15 protein-coding genes are annotated in these 20,071 nt (G+C 65.5%); 3 read left to right on the top strand and 12 right to left on the bottom strand.

Features of this window, described 5'->3' with window-relative positions; all coding sequences use genetic code 11:
* Window positions 1-563: 563 nt before the first annotated feature.
* The 3 genes from FK256_RS11620 to guaA form a co-directional block, all read right to left on the bottom strand.
* Window positions 564-1,337 carry a DUF4352 domain-containing protein gene (locus tag FK256_RS11620; RefSeq protein ID WP_232212477.1) on the bottom strand — a complete coding sequence of 258 codons (774 nt, stop codon included), beginning with the start codon at window positions 1,335-1,337 and terminating at the stop codon, window positions 564-566.
* A 273-nt stretch (window positions 1,338-1,610) separates the two neighbouring features.
* Window positions 1,611-2,624 (bottom strand): DUF2510 domain-containing protein, encoded by a 1,014-nt coding sequence (locus FK256_RS11615; protein ID WP_141424853.1) that lies wholly within the window; start codon window positions 2,622-2,624, stop codon window positions 1,611-1,613.
* A 542-nt stretch (window positions 2,625-3,166) separates the two neighbouring features.
* Window positions 3,167-4,753, bottom strand: a complete 1,587-nt coding sequence (gene guaA, locus FK256_RS11610; protein WP_141424852.1) for a glutamine-hydrolyzing GMP synthase — start codon at window positions 4,751-4,753, stop codon at window positions 3,167-3,169.
* A gap of 442 nt (window positions 4,754-5,195) precedes the next feature.
* Here guaA and FK256_RS11605 point away from each other — a divergent pair, with 442 nt between their 5' ends.
* The 3 genes from FK256_RS11605 (at window position 5,196) to FK256_RS11595 (ending at window position 7,488) form a co-directional block, all read left to right on the top strand.
* Window positions 5,196-5,459 carry a hypothetical protein gene (locus tag FK256_RS11605; protein ID WP_021605554.1) on the top strand — a complete coding sequence of 88 codons (264 nt, stop codon included), beginning with the start codon at window positions 5,196-5,198 and terminating at the stop codon, window positions 5,457-5,459.
* Between the two features lie 354 nt (window positions 5,460-5,813).
* Window positions 5,814-6,635 carry a protein-ADP-ribose hydrolase gene (locus tag FK256_RS11600; RefSeq protein ID WP_021605553.1) on the top strand — a complete coding sequence of 274 codons (822 nt, stop codon included), beginning with the start codon at window positions 5,814-5,816 and terminating at the stop codon, window positions 6,633-6,635.
* Window positions 6,577-7,488, top strand: a complete 912-nt coding sequence (locus FK256_RS11595; RefSeq protein WP_141424851.1) for an SIR2 family NAD-dependent protein deacylase — start codon at window positions 6,577-6,579, stop codon at window positions 7,486-7,488. Before FK256_RS11600 ends, FK256_RS11595 begins: the two co-directional genes overlap by 59 nt.
* A gap of 21 nt (window positions 7,489-7,509) precedes the next feature.
* On the opposite strand, the gene FK256_RS11590 is transcribed toward FK256_RS11595, so the two are convergent.
* The 9 genes from FK256_RS11590 to iolD all read right to left on the bottom strand — a co-directional run bounded on the left by FK256_RS11590 (window position 7,510) and on the right by iolD (window position 20,038).
* Window positions 7,510-7,896, bottom strand: a complete 387-nt coding sequence (locus FK256_RS11590; protein WP_076132034.1) for a nuclear transport factor 2 family protein — start codon at window positions 7,894-7,896, stop codon at window positions 7,510-7,512.
* 334 nt (window positions 7,897-8,230) lie between these two features.
* The gene (locus FK256_RS11585; protein ID WP_141424850.1) at window positions 8,231-9,397 is read right to left on the bottom strand and encodes a zinc-binding dehydrogenase; all 1,167 of its coding nucleotides are present in this window, start codon (window positions 9,395-9,397) and stop codon (window positions 8,231-8,233) included.
* A 154-nt stretch (window positions 9,398-9,551) separates the two neighbouring features.
* Entirely contained in the window at window positions 9,552-10,832 is a 1,281-nt protein-coding gene (locus FK256_RS11580; protein ID WP_021605549.1) for an MFS transporter, read from the bottom strand.
* Window positions 10,833-11,035: 203 nt separating this feature from the next.
* The gene (locus FK256_RS11575) at window positions 11,036-12,652 is read right to left on the bottom strand and encodes an MFS transporter (RefSeq protein ID WP_141424849.1); all 1,617 of its coding nucleotides are present in this window, start codon (window positions 12,650-12,652) and stop codon (window positions 11,036-11,038) included.
* Window positions 12,653-12,812: 160 nt separating this feature from the next.
* The gene (locus tag FK256_RS11570) at window positions 12,813-13,682 is read right to left on the bottom strand and encodes a sugar phosphate isomerase/epimerase family protein (RefSeq protein WP_141424848.1); all 870 of its coding nucleotides are present in this window, start codon (window positions 13,680-13,682) and stop codon (window positions 12,813-12,815) included.
* Between the two features lie 306 nt (window positions 13,683-13,988).
* Complete coding sequence (locus FK256_RS11565; RefSeq protein WP_141424847.1) at window positions 13,989-14,999, bottom strand: Gfo/Idh/MocA family protein; 1,011 nt, start codon at window positions 14,997-14,999, stop codon at window positions 13,989-13,991.
* Between the two features lie 62 nt (window positions 15,000-15,061).
* Window positions 15,062-15,991: a sugar phosphate isomerase/epimerase family protein gene (locus tag FK256_RS11560; RefSeq protein WP_141424846.1), complete on the bottom strand. Its 930-nt coding sequence runs from the start codon at window positions 15,989-15,991 to the stop codon at window positions 15,062-15,064.
* A 256-nt stretch (window positions 15,992-16,247) separates the two neighbouring features.
* Window positions 16,248-17,741: a CoA-acylating methylmalonate-semialdehyde dehydrogenase gene (locus FK256_RS11555; RefSeq protein ID WP_021609679.1), complete on the bottom strand. Its 1,494-nt coding sequence runs from the start codon at window positions 17,739-17,741 to the stop codon at window positions 16,248-16,250.
* A gap of 389 nt (window positions 17,742-18,130) precedes the next feature.
* Complete coding sequence (iolD, locus tag FK256_RS11550; protein WP_141424845.1) at window positions 18,131-20,038, bottom strand: 3D-(3,5/4)-trihydroxycyclohexane-1,2-dione acylhydrolase (decyclizing); 1,908 nt, start codon at window positions 20,036-20,038, stop codon at window positions 18,131-18,133.
* Window positions 20,039-20,071: the final 33 nt, after the last annotated feature.

Genomic DNA, 20,071 nt, shown 5'->3' with positions numbered 1-20,071 from the left:
TGACGCGCTGGTGGAGACGGTGGAGGAGGCGGCAGACACAGGGATTCCTTCGGTCCCGGTTCGGCGGCCGCGCGCTACGACGTCGCTGCGCTCACGGCCCTGGGAAGGGGTGAGGAGTCCGCACAGGTGGACTGCTAGCCAGTCCGGAGCGCGTCCGACGTGCAAGCGTCGGGCCGCGTTCATTGCGGGGGCTGCCAGGAGTACGAACGCCTACGGCATACAGCGACAACAACACGCCATGACCTGCCGGTTCATGGCGTGTGAGAGGGCGAAGGACGGGGAGGGCGCAGCAACGCGCTCGCTTCGCGCGGTGCGGACGACGAGCGGCAGCACGGTGGCGCTTCGACCGGTACTCGTCATGGGACATCCTTCAGGGGATGCGGCCGAGGCCCAGTGCCAGCGGCGCGTTCGCCGAAATCATATGCAGACCATCACCGGAGCCTGTCAATGGCGGCGCCGTCGCAGTCCATTTCTTGGACAGGGACAAGACCCGTCGCGCACGAGGACGGGGCCGGCCGCCACCCCGGCGACCGACCCCGGTATCGAGGGCTGAGGCGCAAACGCTACTTCACGGCGACGAAGACCTTGTCAGCGAGCAGTCCGGGGCGAACCGCCAGAACTCCGTCCTGCGCACTGTCAACGGGAACAGCCCGGACAACGTTCCCGGTGACACTCGCACCGTTGTACAGAGTCGTCAGAGAGTCGATGGCGTCCGGGGCGACGGCCATCGAATCGGTTCCATCGACGGTGACTCCGTCGGCCGTGACGTAGTCAACCGAGACGAAGGCCGCAGATTCTCCACTCGAGTCATCACCGATGTAGGTGGCCGTGTAGTTGATGAGGACATACTGTTTTCCATCAGCAGGCGGATCGTTGAACTCGTTAGCCGCGGCAACCGCGTCATTGGCGTTGAACGTGACCGAGTTGATGACGACCTTCCAGTCCTTGCTGGAGATCTCGGTACCAAGCGGGTAGGGGTTCTCACGGGTCTTTCCCTGCCCAGAGGATCCTGCACCGCCAGGAGCTACCGACGCAGAGACCGCACCGGAGGATGAGACGGCCTCACCAACAGCATTCGACAGGACCGTCAGGAACACCATGACTCCGACGATCGTGCCGACCACCGAGATGACCACGGCGGTAACCGCGGGCCACAATACTTCTCCCTTTCGGAAGAGTCCCACCAGGCCGACTATGAAGGAGATCGGCAGCAGGATCCAGCCGATGATGAGCGCGCCGGGAACACAGGCAAAAATGAACCCGATGACCGCCATCACCAAGGCGACGATACCCACGGTGTTGCGCCCCTTCTTCAACGGCGCTGGCACTTGCTGCATTGGCGCGGGCACCTGACCTTGAGGCGGATATTGCTGAGGCGGGTTGGACTGAGGAGGATACGACATTGTGGCTCCTGATATTCGACGGTATGCCGAAATAAGACAATCTAATGCAGTGATATCCACTGCTTCACCCATCGTAGTCAGAACCACACCAACATTGAATGCCCGGAAGTACGAAAAGCAGGAATCTAGCATTTCAATACGGTCACATATTTACCGCACAAATCTCAATCTTTCCGTGATCTCCGATAACATGACGTGGAGACTAATCTACAGCCTCCCCAACAACTGGCGCTTGGCGATGAGGAAGTCGGCGTCGTCCAGGATGCCTTCCTTGCGCAGTTCATCCAGATCACGTAGACGTTTCGCGACGTCTTCAGAAGATACGCCAGGAGAACTCAGCTCTTGAGGCACCTCGACCTGACCGGACAGCAGAGCGGGAACGCTTGGTGACACAGGCCCACGCCCAAGGGCGCTCAGAACCGAGTTGCCCGTTTGCTCCAGAACCTCACCAACACTTTCATGATCCTTCCTGGGCATCATAATCCCCGTCGTTGGGTGCTTCACCTGGTTGGTCAGTGCATGAATCTTCTGATCAGTGGTAATAGTCAAAACAGCTTTCGCCGACACGATCTTAGCGACCGCGCCAGCACCGGCAGCCGCGATACCAGCACCGGCAGATATCGCCATGACCGCAGGATTACGTTTGGTGATCATTGAGACCACCTTCACCGCAGCACCGGCCGTCGCAACCGACGGCGTCGCTACCGCTCCGATCGAGCCAGCATCGCCATTATCGGGACGCTCGAAAGAGATGGAAATAAGACTTTCGTAAGGAGTCGAGTCGCTTATCTGACAAGAGCGCCCCACAGCGTCTGGACCAGCCACACGAACATACCCGTTTTCATAGATTTCGATCGTCGAGGTCCCGAATATCCCGCTCGTGACTCTCCTTCCTGCCATCCGAGCATGCTCGGCCTGTCGAAGTCGCTCCTCCCGTTCATGCTCCTCACGCTGCCTGCGTGCTCTCACCCCAGCAGTCAGTGCCCCAATCGCCACATCCTTCCGTTCGGCCGCCGCATTCTTAACGGCTTGACCCAACGCATTGAACAATCCGGGCGCCTTAGAGGGCTGCGCAACCGGAGCGGACACCTGACCATAGCCCATTGGACGAGCCTCCACCTGAACAGAGGAGACATCCTGCGCGTATACACCCCATGCATTGCCATCCCACCATCTCTGACGGCCCGTTCCATCGTCATACCAACCCGCAGGAACAGACATCCCGACACCTCCATTGAATGCACTCGATCAGCGCGATCGTAGCACCACCAGAACTCTTCGGAAACACAGACCTTTAACAATCATTCACCCCGTCAAATACCCCACACTTTTGTTTTATTCGAGACACAAAAGTCGCAAAGCAATATCGACCTATCAGTGATTTCTCAAAGTCCTCGTTGAGTTCGGAGACAAACACCCCATCACTCTCGTAGTTCACGCGACCACTGCTCCTGAATCCAGGTCCAACCCGATCGGGAACGTACTTTCTCGACGAGGACTGATCCCTCCCGCAGACCACTGGTGGCAGGTCTCAGTCAACTGCAGGAAAAGTACGTTCCCGGCGAGAATCGCAGTCCTCGATACGCAGGTCCAGCCGCATCGGCCGGACCGCCGGCCACGCCGCCCTGCCGAACCGCCAGTCGCCTCCCCGACCAGGACCGATAGACGCTCCAGACCGCTCAGCGACGGACAAAACAAGGCCCCGCCAGCGCTTCAGCGCCGGCAGGGCCCAGTAACGGCAGGCAGTCGCTCCAACTTGCCCGTTACTCCCACTCGATGGTGCCCGGGGGTTTGCTCGTGCAGTCGAGCACCACCCGGTTGACCTCCGGTACGAAGTTGGTGATCCGGTTGGAGATGCGCGCCAGGACGTCGTAGGGCAGGCGAGTCCAGTCGGCCGTCATGGCGTCCTCACTACTGACCGGCCGCAGAACGATGGGATGACCGTAGGTGCGTCCGTCGCCCTGGACGCCCACGGAGCGCACGTCGGCCAGCAGCACCACCGGGCACTGCCAGATTTCGTCGTCGAGCCCGGCGGCAGTGAGCTCCTCACGGGCGATGGCGTCGGCGGCCCGTAAAACGCGCAGGTTCTCGGCCGTCACCTCGCCGATGACGCGGATGCCCAGCCCCGGCCCAGGGAAAGGCTGGCGGGCGACGATCTTCTCCGGCACTCCCAGCTCGCGGCCGATGGCACGCACCTCATCCTTGAACAGCTCGCGCAGCGGCTCGATGAGCTCGAAGTCGAGGTCCTCGGGCAGGCCTCCCACGTTGTGGTGGCTCTTGATGTTGGCGGCGCCTTCTCCCCCACCGGACTCGACGACGTCGGGATAGAGGGTCCCCTGGACCAGGAAGCGGATCTCGCCACCCTCAGCCCCGACGGCCTCGACGACGCGCCGCTGGGCGGCCTCGAAGGAGCGGATGAACTCCCGGCCGATGATCTTGCGCTTGGCCTCCGGCTCGGTGACGCCGGCCAGGGCGCTCAGGAAGCGCTCGGTCTCATCGACCGTGATGACGCGGATGCCCATGCCCTCGGCGTAGTCGTGCTCCACCTGCTCGCGCTCGCCGGCGCGCAGTAGGCCGTGGTCGACGAAGATGCAGGTGAGCTGGTCGCCGATGGCGCGGTGGACGAGGGCTGCGGCCACAGATGAGTCCACTCCCCCGCTCAGGCCGCAGATGACGTGGGCGTCGCCCACCTGCTCGCGGATGCGGGCCACTTGCTCGTCGATGATGTTGTCCGGGGTCCACGTGGCCGGCAGTCCCGCCTCCTTGTGCAGGAAGTTGACCAGTGCGGCCTGCCCGTGCTCGGAGTGGAGCACCTCGGGGTGCCACTGCAGGCCGTAGAGACGCCGCTTCGGGTTCTCGAAGGCGGCCACTGGCGTCTGGGAGGTGGAGGCGGTGACGGCGAAGCCCTCGGGAGCGGCCTGGACCGCGTCGCCGTGGCTCATCCACACCACCTGGTCGTCGGGAGTCCCGTCGAACAGGCAGGACCCCTCCGTCACGCGGGCGGGGGTGTGCCCGTACTCGCGGGTACCGGTTCGCCCGACTGTTCCACCCAGGGCCTGGGCCATGGCCTGGAAGCCGTAGCAGATGCCCAGGACCGGGATCCCGGCGTCGAAGACGGCCGGGTCGACGGAGGGGGCGCCGTCGGCGTAGACCGACGAAGGCCCGCCGGAGAGGATGATGGCCGAGGGCCGCTTGTCCAGCATGGCAGCGGCGTCCATGGAGTGGGGCACGATCTCGGAGTAAACGCCGGCCTCGCGCACGCGGCGGGCGATGAGCTGGGCGTACTGCGCCCCGAAGTCCACCACGAGGACGGGACCGACGGCGCTGGGGGAAGTCTGGCTGGTCGTCACCCGCTCAGGATAGCCGGGGCGGCAACCGGCCGCCTTCCGCCCTGCCGGCCGCTGGCGCCCCGGGCTCCGACGTTGACACAAGAGGACTAGACCAGTGGTTCACATCGCACGTCCGCCTCACAGGTCACGTTTCCAGATCAAAACTACCCATGACACAAACCTTCCCGACCCCCACCAGGACCAGTAATACCCTCCATGACGCCACATCCGCCCATATGCTCCTGCAACCGAACCACAGCCATCCCAGCGATCCTCTGTGATCCACAAGTCGCCAACGCAACACACGTCACGATCCTTTGTCTAGACAATCAGATGGAGCGTTCCTAGAGTTCTGATTGACGGAGAAACCTCCGTCCGGCCTACGGGCTGCACACCGTCGTGCAGGGACGCACGACTGGTAGTCAGGCGGACCTGCTCGACACACATCGAGAGGAACACTCACATGACCGCCACCATCACCGAGCACCCCACCCAGACCGTCGAGACCGCCACCACCGCTCAGGCCACCGCCACCAACACCCAGGCCGAGGCCAACCGCCTCACCTTCGCCGTCGCCATGATCGCCATCATGGTCGCGGTCATGGTCATGGCCGTGGTCGGCGCCGTCACCGGTATCCCGACCATCATGTTCGCCGCCTCCGTCCTGGCCGCAATCACCATGGGTGTGGGCATCTACACCGGCGTCAACCTCCTCGAGGCCCGCTGAGCGTCGAGGACTCCAACGAGCTCACCCGAGCCCGCCACCAGGTCTGGACCACGCTTCACAAGCAACGCAGGACCCGGACCCAGCCCAGCAAGGGCATAGAACAACGAGGCTGCGCGGCCAAGGAAGCCCGCGCAGCCATGGCAACCCGAGGGGCACCGCACAAAGCGGCGCCCCTTTTCTCATGCCCAGAAACCCCCGGCCACGCACAACACATCACCACCTGCTGGTGCGACGACGATCAAGCACCCCACGACAGACGCCACAGAGCCCGCCCTGGCCTCATTACTCTCTACTTGATGCTTAGTGTATAAAAGTAACTATTCGTCTCTTCCGCACCAGCTGAGAGGACCGGGCATGATATCGACGCCACTGACTCAGTCGCAACGCGGCGCCCTCGTTGATACGTCATTGGCGCTTCTCGTTCAGGAACAGCCCGAAGCGCAGCAGCTCGTAGACGCCGTTTCGGCCAGCGATCCTGGTCAACGCCGACTGGCACTGCGGGCCCTGCTCGCCATGCGACCCGCGATCCCGCTGCCCGCGGAGCTAAACGTCTCACTGGAGCGGCTCCTGGCCGCCGAGACCGCCGAGCGAGAAACCGTCGACGCCCTCAGCCTGCCAGGGACATCCCTCGATCCACGCCTGTCACTGTGGCGCGGCGACATCACGACGATCCGGGCAGACGCGATCGTCAACGCGGCGAACTCCGCCATGCTCGGATGTTTCCAGCCGCTGCACGCCTGCATCGACAATGCCATCCACTCGGCCGCCGGCCCCGGACTACGCCAGGAGTGCGCGGACATCATGGCCGCTCGAGGCCGTCCTGAGCCCACCGGCACGGCAACCGTGACCGGCGGCCACCACCTGCCAGCCGCCCACGTCATCCACACCGTCGGGCCGATCGTGCAAGGCAAGCCAACCGCCGAGCACGAGGCGCTCCTAGCCTCCTCCTACCAATCCTGCCTGCTCGCTGCCGAGGATCTGCGGGCCACCAGCATCGCGCTGTGCTGCATCTCCACCGGCATCTTCGGCTACCCCAAGGCCGAGGCTGCCACCATCGCGGTCCGCACCGTTCGCGAAGTCCTCCCCCACTGCCAGTCACTCACAAAGGTGGTCTTCAATGTCTTCGACCCAATCGACGAATCGATCTATCGCGCTCTCCTCGGTCCTGACTGCTGAGGAGCCGGCGGCGATCCGACGCCTATCCGAGGCAGCTTCCCAGGCTGACGCCGTCGTTCTCGGTGCCGGATCGGGGCTGTCGGCCGCAGCGGGCCTGTCCTACTCGGGCCCCCGATTCACACGCCTCTTCCCTGACTTCATCGAGGAGTTCGGTCTGAGAGACATGTACTCCTCCGGGTTCTACCCTTTCCCGACACCGGAGCACCGATGGGCCTACTGGTCCCGGCACATCATGGCCAACCGCTATAACAAGCCCATCCTCCCCCTCTATCAGGATCTGAGGACCATTCTGGACAGCCTGGAGGACACGGACTACTTCGTCATCACCACGAACGTCGACCATGCCTTCGTCCGCAACGGCTTCGACGAGTCACGTCTGTTCGCCACGCAGGGTGACTATGGACTGTGGCAGTGTTCCGTCCCCTGCCACGCCGGAACGTGGTCCAACGAGTCAGCCGTGCGAGAGATGGTGGAGCGGCAGCGGGACCTGCGCATTCCATCATCATTGTTGCCCGTATGCCCCAGGTGCGGGGAACCTGCGGCGATGAACCTGCGGGTGGACGGCACCTTCGTGGAGGATGGGCACTGGCACAACGCTGCTGAGCGATACCGCCGGTTCCTGTCCAAGCACAAGTCGGATCGGGTCCTCTACCTGGAGATCGGGGTGGGATGGAACACGCCCTCGCTCATCAAGTTCCCATTCTGGCAGCGGACCTATGCCAATACCTCGGCCGTCTTCGCCACCCTCAACCAGGAACCGGAGGTTCCTCGGCAGATCGCGCAGCGCTCTATCGCTGTCCCCGGGGACATCGCCGCCAGCATCGAGGTCTGGAAGGCTCTGGTGCAGAGCTGACACGCGGCGCCGGTGCAGGAGTCAGAACATGCCGTTGTCGTTGGCGGAGGTCTCCGGGATCACCTGAAGCACATCCCAGTGCTCCACGATTCTGCCGTGCTCATCGAGCCGGAAGATGTCGATACCCGCGTAGTCATCCGACCCCGGCCACCTCTGGTGGCAGTGCAGGATGACGTGGTCGCCCTCGGCGAAGGCACGCACGAACTCCACGCTCTTACCGGGGTAGTCGCGGGCCATCCGCTCGAAGTACTCGACGAAGGCCTCCTTGCCGTCGGCCACGTGGGTGTTGTGCTGCCGGTACTCGTCGCCGGCGTATCGCTCCAGCGCCTGGCGCGGCCGGCACTGGTTGAACATGAGGTCGTAGAAGGCCTTGACGTTCTCCTTGTTGCGCTCCAGATCAGTGGACATACGGGACTCCTCCTCTTAGCAATGGTCACGATAGTCAGTCAGAGGCCCTCCGCGGCCGACGGCACACCGCCGCGACACCCGAGATGTCCAAATCGGATACAAAGGCGGAATCCAGGCTCACACCACCGATAAGAAACCGCGTGATTCCGCGGTTCCATCAGCGGCCTGATCGAGCCACAGGTTCCTTTGTCACCGATTTGGACACGACGCGTCCTCCGCCTCGATTTCGGATCACGCATCGCGCCTCCCACTCAGAGCAACAAAGCCTGAGCAGGAGGCGCGAGGACAGGAGGTCACGGTGAAGCCCCGGCGACCGGGACTTCACTGCCTGGGCTCACAGCGACATGTCGACGACGGCACGCCCCTGGATCTCGCGGTTGCGCAGCGCGGTGTAGCCGGCACCGGCCTCTTCAAGCGGCAGGCGGCGCGAGACAACGTCGCGGTAGTTGATGACGCCCTTGTCGGCCAGGTCGACAACGGCCGGCAGATCCTGGCGGGTGCGCGCACCGTAGGATCCGAGGATCGACTGCGAGCGGCGCACGGTGCGGTTGATCTCCACCCCGGCGGTCTGCACACCGGCCCCCAGGCCGATCGGAACCATGCGGCCGCCGTCGGCCAGGACGTCCAGGGCGGTGGTCCAGGTGGCCGGGATGCCCAGCGCCTCGAAGGAGACATCCACACCCTTGCCGTCGGTGAGCCGGAAGACCTCCTCGCGGGCGTTCTGGGTGACGGAGTTGACCACGGCGGTCGCCCCGTAGTCGAGCATGGGGGCGAGCTTGTCATCGTCGACGTCGATGGCGATGACCTGGCTGGCGCCAAAGGCCCGGGCGATCTGGACGATGTTGGTACCCACACCGCCGGTGGCGACCACGGCGACGGTCTCCCCGTAGCGCAGGTCGGCGCCGCGGCGCACGGCCCCGTAGCCGGTCATGGCGGCGCAGCCCAGGATGGCCGCCGGCACCATGTCGATGGTCTCGGGCACGGGGGCCACGGCGGTGGAGGGGACGACGGCGTACTCGGCCAGGCCGCCCATGGAGTACATGGCCACCGGCTCACCGTCAGGGGTGGCCAGGCGGGTGGTGCCATCGTAAAGGACGCCCTTGAGCCGGTTGAGGTCGAAGAAGGGCCCGCACAGCTCGTCGCGGCCTGAGGCGCAGGCGTCGCACTGACCGCAAGGCATGAGGAAGCCCCCAGCCACCTTCTGCCCGACCTCCAGCCCGGTGTGCTCGTTGCCGGAGCCGAGCTCCACAATGGTGCCGGAGACCTCATGGCCGAGCACCGCCGGCAGCGGGAAGGCGATGGCACCGCCGATGACGTGGAGGTCGGAGTGGCACAGCCCGCAGGCGGCCACCTTGATGAGGACCTCGCCGCTCTTGGGCCGGGGGGTGCGCAGGGTCTCGATCTCCAGTCCGACCTCGTGGTCCCGCAGGACCGCGGCCTTCATGGTCTTGGGGATGGACTCGGTTGTCTCTGAGGTCTGGACTGCCTCGTTGCTCGTCATGCTCAGCTGCCTCTCTGTCGGATATCGACGACGTCGGGCCGTCGGGCGGCCTCCTCAGGCCGCTCCCCCACCCTACGACATTTGTCCTGACAAATTATAGGTCTGAAGTCGGATTCTCGGAATCCGGTCGCGGGTACCCTTCATACCCGTCCTCTCAGACCTTCAGTTCCCGCGGCAGCCGCAGGAGCACGACGACGGCGCTGACCAGCGACAGCGCGAAGGCCGCCCAGTATAGGACTGGCATCCCAAGGTGAACCACGACGAGCAGCGCAGCGATGAGGACGCCCGCGCGCGCCAGGGCCCCTCCGGTCGCCGAGGCTCTTCGCTGGGCTTCGACCAGCCACGGCGGGATCCGCGGGTCGATCGCCCCCTGACAGGCCGGCAAGACCAGCACCGACTGACTGGCCACGAGGATCGTCAATGAGATGACGATCATCCAGGCGCCCGCCGCTCCCCCGAGAGACATACCGACGACCAGGAAGGTCGCCCCCAGGACGGCCACAACAGCGCCCAGGACCACGCGCAGGAAGCGCAACCGCTCGACCCGGGTCACCAGCGCCAGGGCGAGGAGCGTCCACCCCACCCAGGTCGTGGCGCTGACGGCGATCGCACCCGAGCCGAGGCCGAGATCGGCCACAACCAGCGGAGCGAGGACCAGAGCCGCCGCCCCCAGCGGCGCCTCCTGGGCCAGGATGAGCACAGCTCCGGTCAGCACGGCGCTACGCACCTGGGGCACCCGCAGGTCGGCGGGGGTCAGTGCCTGCTGCTCGGCCAGCATCTCGGCATCCAGGCGGGTCCAGTCGATGGCCACGGAGGCCTCCAGAGTTCCGTGCAGGCGGCGCAGCGCCTCAAAGGCCTCGACATCCCGGCACTGCCCCACGAGCCAGACCGGACTCTCGGGAAGACGCAGGACGCAGACCAGGTAGATCAGCGCGGCACCCCCGAACACCCCCCAGGCGGCGGGCACTCGCGCTGGACTCCACCAGGCCGCTAGTGCCACCACGCCCGCTCCGGCGGGCCCGAGGGCCATGACCTGCGGCATGAGGCGCTTGTGTCCGCGTAGGGAGAGCTCGTGGCAGACCAGTGGAGCCACGACGAGCATCCCGCCCGAGGCCAGACCCGCGAGGCCGGCTCCGATGAGGACGGGGATACCCTCGAGCCCTGCTGCGAGTCCCGCTCCCGCCGCGGCCAGCACGGCCATGACCAGGCCGGTTCGCCTGCGGCCCAGGTGCCGGGAGAGGGGCCTGCCGGCGACGGTCCCCAGAACCATCGCCGCACCGACGACGCCGACGAGCGGCAGGGCGCCTCCGCGGGCGCCCGCAACCCCGATGGCGAGAGCCCCTTCGAGAGCCCCCAGGAACAGGCCTACCGCCCATGCGTACAGGCGGAGGCGAACCGGGGCGGGTGGCGCGCTGCGCGGCGGATGCGGGGTCATGGACCGGTCACCGTGTACGTCATGGGCGGCATTGTGTGTAGATGTCTGTTCAGATGTGGCATCAGCTGACGCTGACGACGTCGGACGGGAGCTGAGACAGTGTGTCAGAACCGGGCGGTCGGCTTCAATCCGCTCCTGGCGGGCCCACCAACCCGACGGCCTGTCACCGAGTCAACACTGTCTCAGCCCCCTGACCGAGTGAGTCAGCTGAACTCCTTCTCGAAGCGCTCCTCGAGCTCCTCCAGGGAGTGGTACTTCGTCTCGGGCACGTACTTCATGTAGAAGATGAGAGACAACACGTTGATGAGACAGAAGATGAGGTAGGTGCCTGCTCCCCCGAGCTTCTCCATCATGATGGGGAAGACCAGGGCGACGATCGCGTTGGCGACCCACAGAGCGCCGACCGCCAGCCCCATGGCCGTGCCGCGGACCTTGGCGGGGAAGATCTCCGCCACGAGGACCCAGGTGACCGTTCCGGACTGCTTGGCGAAGACGAACAGGGAGACGATGAACAGCACCAGGTAGGGGGCGAAGGTGGGAGCGCCCTTGATGTTGCCGTCGGCATCCTGATAGGGCTGGATGAGGAAGAAGAAGACCGCGGCCAAGAGCCCCAGGGAGACCACGATGCTGGCCTCCTGGTAGATGCCCACGTGCCGGCGGGCGAACTTGGTGACCAGCCACAGGCCGACCGCCGATCCCACGAAGGAGATGAATCCGGAGACGACGTTGAGGGAGATCGCGTCACTCATGGGCAGACCTGCCGCGGAGAGCACCTTGGGCGTGTAGTACATGGCCGTGTTGATACCGGTGAGCTGGTCCGCCAGGCCCAGGATAATGCCGATGATGAGCAGGTGCCGGGTCCACTTGACGCCCAGGATCTGGGCCAGGCCCCACTTCTCCTGGCTGGCCTCCCTGCGCTGGACCTCGAGCATCTCGTCGATCTCGTCGGCGATGGGGCCGTCCTTGGACTCATCGCGCACGCGCTTGAGGGCTCCGATGGCCTCGGCGATACGCAAGTTGGCGACGTACCAGCGCGAGGACTCCGGCATGAGACGGATCCCGATCCACAGCGCGATGGCCGGCAGCGAGGCCAGCACAAGCATGTAGCGCCAGGTCGTACCGTTACCGGACTCGACGGCGACGTTGGCCAGGTGCTGGACCGACTCCCAGGAGACGGTCTCGCCCGCTTTGGCGACAACCTCGCCGGAATTGTTGACGACGTCTTTGGCGACGGTGACCTCCGGACCACCGTGGATCTGGGTCAGGACCGCGTTCATCGAGAAGGCGAGGAACTGGCCAAAGACGATCATCATCTGGTCCACGGCCACGAGCGTTCCGCGGATGCGCTTGGGGGCCGTCTCACCGAGGAAGACCGGGACCGTCGCCGAGGCGCCGCCGACGGCGAAGCCCAGGACGATGCGGAAGAAGTAGAGGATCCAGATGTTCGGCGAGAAGGTGCACCCCAGTGCGCCGAAGAAGAAGACGGCGGCCAGGAGCGTGATGTTGTGGCGACGCCCGTACTTGTCGGAAAGCTTGCCGCCGACCGAGGCGCCCAATGCGGCGCCCAGGCACAGGAAGGTCCCTACGAGACCTTCCTCCACCGAGTTAATCTGAAGGCCACTGGCGTCGTGAGGCAGATACATATACGGCAGCGCGGCTGAGATCACTCCGGTGTCGTAGCCGAAGAGCAGCGAGCCGAGGGTGGCGACCAGGGCGATGAGTCCGAGCGAGCGCTTCGGACCCGAGGCGGGAGTCTGGTCGACCAGCTCCTGAATCTTCTCCGGCGTGTACTGCGCCGCAGAATTCAATGGTGTGGACATGGATGGAACTCCTTGGGTCGTCCGCCGTCGTTGGCGGAGGCGAAAAAGGCGCTGCTGGATGGACCGAGAGTCCCGGTCCGCCGGTCACCGCCCCGCAGCGCAGGAGCGGGAGCCGGCAGCATGGGCGGTCCTCATAGTGAACGGAGAGAACCGATGAGGGTCAGCCGAGCTCTTCGTGGAGCCGGGCCAGCACTCGGCGGTTGATGTCATCGGCGTGCTCGTGCCAGCCGAAGACGCACACGGAGAGCACACCGTCGAAGCCGATGTCTCGCAGCGTGGAGAAGACGGCGTCCCAGTCGACTTCACCGTTGCCGACCTCGTTGTGCTGGTGGACGGTGACATCAGCGCCAGGCGGGTTGATGATGTAGCGGTTGCCGTCGTTGGCACGGTGGTTGAAACCGTCGGCGATGTGGACCTCGCGCAGCTTGCCGGCCTCGTGAGCGGTGCGGATCATGCGCTCGACGTCACCAACGCCGTCGGAGAGGTGGAAGGCGTGCGGGCAGCAGAACTCGTACCCGATCCAGTCCTTGTTGACCGCGCGCACGAGGTTCAGGGCCGGGTCGTGCAGCTCGACGAAGTCGTAGGGGTGGGCCTCCATGTTGAGGCGGATGCCGTAGCGCTCGAAGTCGGGGATGAGTTCTTCGATGGAACGGAACCATTGCTCCTCACTGCGGCGAGCCTGGTTGCGGTCCCCGGAGAACTCCGAGGTGATCTCCCGGACGTCAATCTGGTCGGCCAGTTCGAGCAGGCGCCGCCAGTTGGACACCTGGGCGCACCGCTCCTCCTCGTCGGGCGAGGACCAGTTGAAGACGGGGTTGAGGGTGCGCACCTTCACGCCCGTCTCCTTCTGCGCCTTGTTGAGTTCGGCGACGAAGGCGTCGTCGGCGGCGGGACGGTGGTGCCAGAAGTGGAAGTCCGCGTTGGGCGAGAGCTCGACGTACTCGAAGCCCAGCTCGGCCGCCTTGTCAAGGGTTCGCACCGTGGGCATGGTGCGGTAGTACATGTTCGGGTCAAGGGCGATGTCTACCAAGGAAGTCTCCTCTCAGGTGCCGACGGCTATGTCGACAACACCCATAATGTCATGACAATTGCGTCGGGGGAAGTGGTTGAGGGCGGCAGTTTTCAATCGTTGCGACGACGTCTGGGAGTTCCCCTTCCTGCCGCCGAATAGTCGTCGTCCCGGGAGGCGGGACCGAGCGCCTCCCGGGACGAACGAGGTGGACGGACCCCGTCGCCGTCTGCCCGGTGAGCTTGCCGGAGCGCTGGCGAACACGCAGCAATCGCGAGCGCCCCGGCAGCAGCCGTGCGCCAGGAGAGACGACGACGGGGAGGCTTGTCAGGCGTAGAAGGCGGGCTTGGCGATGAGCTTGACGTCGACCATCGGCGAGGACTCGTCCTCCAGCGAGGCAACCGCCGCGTCGACCACGGAGGTGGCCGCGTAGCCGTCCCAGGAGGTCGAGCCGGTGTGCTCATCGCGGGCCACGGCGTTGATCCACTCCTGCACCTCGCGGTTGAAGGCGGCCTCGAAGCGGTCGATGTGCGACTGGCACATGGCGTTGCGGTCGCCGTGGATGTCGCGGATGTGGATCCGCTCCTGGTCGCCCAGCCTCACCGCGGCGGTCTCCAGCACGAGCTCGCACTCGATGGAGTAGGCGTACTGCAGGTTGACGTTAACTTCGTCATCGATGCGCACGCCGGACTCGGTGTACATCACGACGACGACCGGGTCGATGAGGTGGTCGAAGCGGTGAGTGGTCGACTTGGGGCGCTCGACGCGCACCTTGACGATCTCCTCGCCCAGGAGCCAGCGCATCGTGTCGATCTCGTGGATCGCCGTGTCGTCGATGGCCATGCGCGAGGTGTAGGACTCCGGCACGGTGGGGTTGCGGTGACGGTTGTGGACCAGGAGGGCCTGGCCGTTCTCGCCGTCGTCAAGAACCTTCTTCATCTCGTTGTAGGCGACGTCGAAGCGGCGCATGAAGCCCACGGTGACGAGCTTCTTGCCGGCCTTCTGCTCGGCCTCCATGATGGCGATGCAGTCCTCGGCGGTGGTGGCCAAGGGCTTCTCGCACAGGACGTACTTGCCGGCCTCGATGGCCTTGATGACGTCGGGGGCGTGGACCTTGCCGAAGGTGGCGATGAGGACGGCGTCGACGTTCGGATCGTTGATGAGCTCATCGGCGCTGTCATAGGCCTTGGCACCATAGGGCTCCGCGGCCGAGACCGCGGCGTCGTGGTTGATGTCGGCCACGGCGACGATCTCGCCGCCGGACAGGACACCCGCAATGCGGGCCAGGTGGGCGCGGCCCATACCGCCAGCGCCGATGAGTCCGATGCGTACAGTCATGATGTGTCTCCTCGTTGAGGTGGGGTCAGTGATAGGTCGGCCAAGTCGAGTGGCAGGAGGCCTCATGCCAGTCCCAGGCCGCACTCGGCCAGGTACGTGCGCATGTTGATGGCGTTCTGCTTGGGGAAGGAGGGGTCGCAGGGGTAGCAGTCCTGCTCGCAGATCGCGTAGATCGGCTTGTCCAGGGCCGCCAAGGCGTCGACGAACTCGTGCATCTCGGGCAGGCCGGCGGGCGGGCAGACCGAGGCACCCTTGGTGACGGCCTCACCGAAAGGCCAGTCCTTCTCGTGGGCCTCGCGGGTGATGTCCTCGTCAAAGGCCTTGATGTGGACATAGGTGATGCGCTCGGGGTACTTCCGGCACAACTCGACCGGGTCGCCGCCGCCGTAGACGACGTGCCCGGAGTCCAGACACAGGTTGACGTAGGTCGGGTCGGTGGCGTCGAAGATGCGGGCGATCTCCTCGGGCGTCTCGATGTGGGAGTCGCCGTGGGGGTGGAGGACCATCTTGAGGCCGTACTCATCCAGGAGCATCTGGCCCAGGGCGTTGGCATGCTCGACGTAGAGCTTCCAGGCGTCGTCGGACAGGACGCGGTCGTCGGTCCACTCCCAGGTCTTGTCGTCGCGGTAGAGCGGGGGCAGGTGGACGATGTATTCGGCGCCGACGGCGGCATGGGTCTCGGCGATGGCGCGGAAGGTCTTGAGCGTGGTCTCCCAGGCCTCCTGCTTGTGCAGGATGCCCCAGCCGGTACCGGCCACCACCCTCAAGCCGAACTCGTCGCACCACTTCTGGAGCTCCTTGGGGTCGGTCGGGAAGTAGCCGAAGGGGCCAGTCTCGATGACCTCGAAGCCAGCCTCGGCCATCTCCTCCCAGGCCTGACGGGGGTCCATCTGCTTGGGGTCCTCGGGGAACCAGACGCCCCACTGGTCAGGGCAGACGCCGATGGTGAGCTTGGAGTACTTGGGGTCGTTGGTGTTGACGGCTTTGGACATCGTTGTCTCCTTCGTGAGGCGATCTCCGAATCGTTTCGGATGTGACACCCACTGTACGCCCCCGGCGGCCAAATGCCTAGGACTTTGTACTAACAAAGATGTCTGACCTTTGGCGGATGAGACAAGTACCCCCAGCCAACCGCCCCCCTTCCGTTACAGTACGCGGACGCACCACAGGACTTACGAACTGACCCTGCAGGATCAGTCTTTGAGGCCTGTGGTGCGTCCGCGGCGATGGGTGGCGGAGCGGTCGCGCCTACTCCTCGCGCTGGAAGGACATAGTCGCGGCGTAGGTCTTCTCCGAGGGCCAGCGGCTGGTGACCGCCTTGGCGCGGGTGTAGAACCGCACGCCCTCGGGACCGTGGATGTGGGTGTCGCCCAGGAGCGACTCCTTCCATCCGCCGAAGGAGTAGTAGGCCACCGGCGTCGGAATCGGCACGTTGATACCGACCATGCCGGCCTCGACGTCGAGCTCGAAGCGGCGTGCCACGCCGCCATCGTTGGTGAAGATGGCCGCCCCGTTGCCGAAGGGCGAGGAATTGACCTGCTTGATGGCCTCCTCATAGGTGTCGGCGTGGACGATCGCGAGCACCGGTCCGAAGACCTCCTCGGTGTAGAGCGAGGACTCCAGGGGGACGTTGTCGACGATGGTCGGGCCGAGGAAGTGGCCCTTCTCGTGACCGGGGATCACCAGCGGACGACCGTCGAGGACGATCTCGGCGCCCCGGGACTCGGCGTCGTCGATGAGACCGGTGATGAACTCCTTGGACTTGGCGTCGATGACCGGACCCATCTCGACGCCCTCGTCCATGCCGTAGCCGACCTTGATCTTCTCAGCGTGGGCCTTGACACGGCGAGCGAGGTCCGGCCCGCAACCGCCCACGGCCACGACGACGGGCAGGGCCATGCAGCGCTCGCCGGCGGCCCCGAAGGCGGCGGCGGAGATGTGCTGGGCGGCGAAGTCCAGGTCGGAGTCGGGCATGACGATGGCGTGGTTGTTGGCTCCGCCCAGGGCCTGGACGCGCTTGCCGTGGGTGACGCCGGTGTTCTGGACGATGTGGGCCACCGGGGTGGAGCCCACGAAGGAAATCGCGTCGATGCCGGGGTGCTCGAGGACCTTGGAGACCATGGTGCGGTTGCCGGAAACGACGTTGAAGACGCCGTCGGGCAAGCCGGCCTCCTTGTAGAGCTCGGCCGTCAGCAGCGCCGCCGAGGGGGTGGCCGAGGCCGGCTTGAGCACGAAGGCGTTACCGGTAGCGATGGCGATGGGGTGCATCCACATGGGCACCATCGCCGGGAAGTTGAAGGGGCAGATGCCGGCGACGACGCCGACCGGCTGGCGCAGGGTGTGGATGTCTACGCCGGTGGAGATGCCGGAGGAGAACTCGCCCTTGAGGGCCACGTTGATGGCGGTGGCGAAGTCGAGGGTCTCGCGGCCGCGCTGGATCTCGCCGACGGCGTCGGAGTAATTCTTGCCGTGCTCGGCCACGATCAGCTTGGCCATCTCGTCCTGGTGGTCCAGGACCAGCTGGCGCATGCGGAACATGATCTCCGTGCGCTTGGCCAGGGAGACCTTGGCCCACTCCTTCTGTGCGCGGCGAGCCACCTCGACGGCGTGGTCAAGGTCGGCGTCGGAGGCCTGGAGCAGCTCGGCCTCAACCTCACCGGTTCCCGGGTTCTCGACGGCGAAACGGCCGATCGGAGTGCCCTCATAGGGCTTTCCGTCGATCCAGTGCGCAATCGTTCTCATCGTTATCGACTCCTGATTGTCGGTTTCGCGGGCCCGTCCCCGCCTATGGGGTTAACCGGGCACAACCCCGACCAAGGTCTCAGTGGAGGGCCGGTCGGGCGCCCAGCGCCTTGCATGTGCCCCCAGCCTAACGTCCTAGGCGGCAGAAATCGTCATTTTGTCAGAACATAATGGGGGTGTTGGCCACATCGTGATCTTCCCGGGTCTCCCCTGCGCCCCCCGGCGACACCCCGAGGCCCCAGCCAGAAGCTTACGTACGCGTACCGAGGCGGACGGCGGGGTCCACGACTTTGATTGCCGTGGACCCCGCCGTTGCGGTTGGCGCTGGAGCTGCACGCCTTTCCGCGTCCTACCTGCGATCCCTCCAGGTAGCCAGGTAGTAAGTGCCCTTACAGGTAGTGACGCTGGGGCTTGCGGTCGCGCTGGTAGTCCTCGTAGGCGCGCTGGGTGGACTCCAGGGCGGAGACGCCCGAGACCGGGACGTCCCACCAGCTCGACCCGGGCGGGTTGGGGCCGTAGAGGTCGGTCTCGATGTGGATCATTGTGGGACGGTCGGAGGCCTCGGCCTGGCGGTAGGCCTCCTTGAACTCCTCGATGGTGTGGACCTCGAGGACGTCCAATCCCCAGGAGCGGGCGTTGACGGCGATGTTGACGCCGTCGATGACCTGCTCGTCGGCCAGGTGGCTGCCCTCGCCGCGCTGGCGGTACTTGGTGCCGAAGCGCTGGGAGCCGCGGGACTCCGACAGGGCGCCGATGGAGCAGAAGCCGTAGTTCTGCAGCAGGACGTAGATGACCTTGATGTTCTCCTGGACCACGGTGGCCAGCTCCATGGGGAGCATCTGGTAGGTGCCGTCGCCCACGATGGAGACCACCTCGGCCTCGGGTCGGGCGAGTTTGACGCCCATCGCGGCGGGAACCTCGTAGCCCATGCAGGAGAAGGCGTACTCCACGTGGTACTGCAGTGGGCTGCGGGCCTGCCACAGGGCCTGGAGGTCGCCGGGCATGGAGCCGGCGGCGTTGATGACGACGTCCTCCTCCCCCATGAGCTCGTTGAGGGCGCCGAAGACCTCGGTCTGGGCGGGCAGGGGCCCGTGGTTCAGGTGGTAGCAGCGCTCGGTGGCCTTGAGCCAGGCCTCCTTCTCTGCGGCAATCTCGGCGGAGTAGGCCTCATCGACGTGGTAGTCCGCGAGCGCCTCGGTGAGGGCGGCCAGAGCCTCGCGGGCGTCGGCCACGACCATCTCGGCGCTCTCCTTGGCGGCGTCGAAGGGGGCGACGTTGATGTTCACGAACTTCACGTCGGGGTTCTTGAACTGGGTCTTGGAGGCCGTGGTGAAGTCGGAGTAGCGGGTGCCCACGCCGATGATGAGGTCGGCCTTGTCGGCGATGTGGTTGCCGGAGTCGCAGCCGGTGGATCCCACGCCGCCCACGGCGCCGGGGTGGTCGAAGTTGATGGCGCCCTTGCCGGCCTGGGTGTCGCCCACCGGAATGCCGGTGGCGGTGGCCAGGGCACGCAGCTCGTCACTGGCGCCGGCGTAGATGGTGCCTCCGCCGGCGATGATGAGGGGCCGCTTGGCGGACTTGATGAGGGCGACGGCGCGCTGAAGGGCAGCGGGTTCGGGCACCGGGCGGCGCACGTGCCACACGCGCTTGCGGAAGAACTCCACGGGCCAGTCGAAGGCCTCGGCCTGGACGTCCTGGGGCATGGCGATGGTGACCGCGCCGGTCTCGGCGGGGTCGGTGAGGACGCGCATGGCGCTCAGCAGCGAGGGGATGAGCTGCTCGGGGCGGTTGATGCGGTCGAAGAAGCGCGAGACCGGCCGGAAGGCGTCGTTGACGCTCACGTCCAGACTGGTGGGGTCCTCCAGCTGCTGGAGCACGGGGTCGGGGACGCGGGTGGCGAACTGGTCGGAGGGGAACAGCAGCACCGGCAGGCGGTTGGTGGTGGCCAGGGCGGCACCGGTGACCATGTTGAGGGAGCCCGGGCCGATGGAGGCCGTGCACATGTAGGTCTGGAGGCGGTTGGTGGTCTTGGCGAAGGCGGCGGCCGCGTGCACCTGCCCCTGCTCGTTGCGGGGCATGATGTAGGGCATCTCCTGTTCGTCGTCGGCGCGGGCGATCTCATTCTGCAGGAGGGCCTGGCCGATGCCGGCCACGTTGCCGTGGCCGAAGATGCCGAAGGCGCCGGCGATGAGGCGCTGCTCGACGCCGTCGCGCTCGGAGTATTGATTGGACAGGAAACGGATGGTGGCCTGGGCGACCGTCAGGCGGATCGTGCCGGCGTAGGCTTCGTTGCTCATCGTGGTTCTTCTCTGCTCTTCTCGGGTGCTCGG

The sequence above is a fragment of the Actinomyces johnsonii genome (genome assembly GCF_006546835.1).
GTDB lineage: Bacteria > Actinomycetota > Actinomycetes > Actinomycetales > Actinomycetaceae > Actinomyces > Actinomyces johnsonii.
The sequence above is the reverse complement of the archived record's forward strand: the minus strand, read 5'-3'. Positions and strand labels throughout refer to the sequence as shown.

What these genes read in the sequence shown, in the direction of transcription:
- FK256_RS11620 (WP_232212477.1), bottom strand. Translation starts at nt 1,337, where the DNA reads ATGCAGCAAGTGCCAGCGCCGTTGAAGAAGGGGCGCAACACCGTGGGT.
- FK256_RS11615 (WP_141424853.1), bottom strand. Translation starts at nt 2,624, where the DNA reads ATGTCTGTTCCTGCGGGTTGGTATGACGATGGAACGGGCCGTCAGAGA.
- FK256_RS11605 (WP_021605554.1), top strand. Translation starts at nt 5,196, where the DNA reads ATGACCGCCACCATCACCGAGCACCCCACCCAGACCGTCGAGACCGCC.
- FK256_RS11600 (WP_021605553.1), top strand. Translation starts at nt 5,814, where the DNA reads ATGATATCGACGCCACTGACTCAGTCGCAACGCGGCGCCCTCGTTGAT.
- FK256_RS11595 (WP_141424851.1), top strand. Translation starts at nt 6,577, where the DNA reads ATGTCTTCGACCCAATCGACGAATCGATCTATCGCGCTCTCCTCGGTC.
- FK256_RS11590 (WP_076132034.1), bottom strand. Translation starts at nt 7,896, where the DNA reads ATGTCCACTGATCTGGAGCGCAACAAGGAGAACGTCAAGGCCTTCTAC.
- FK256_RS11585 (WP_141424850.1), bottom strand. Translation starts at nt 9,397, where the DNA reads ATGACGAGCAACGAGGCAGTCCAGACCTCAGAGACAACCGAGTCCATC.
- FK256_RS11580 (WP_021605549.1), bottom strand. Translation starts at nt 10,832, where the DNA reads ATGACCCCGCATCCGCCGCGCAGCGCGCCACCCGCCCCGGTTCGCCTC.
- FK256_RS11575 (WP_141424849.1), bottom strand. Translation starts at nt 12,652, where the DNA reads ATGTCCACACCATTGAATTCTGCGGCGCAGTACACGCCGGAGAAGATT.
- FK256_RS11565 (WP_141424847.1), bottom strand. Translation starts at nt 14,999, where the DNA reads ATGACTGTACGCATCGGACTCATCGGCGCTGGCGGTATGGGCCGCGCC.
- FK256_RS11560 (WP_141424846.1), bottom strand. Translation starts at nt 15,991, where the DNA reads ATGTCCAAAGCCGTCAACACCAACGACCCCAAGTACTCCAAGCTCACC.
- FK256_RS11555 (WP_021609679.1), bottom strand. Translation starts at nt 17,741, where the DNA reads ATGAGAACGATTGCGCACTGGATCGACGGAAAGCCCTATGAGGGCACT.
- iolD (WP_141424845.1), bottom strand. Translation starts at nt 20,038, where the DNA reads ATGAGCAACGAAGCCTACGCCGGCACGATCCGCCTGACGGTCGCCCAG.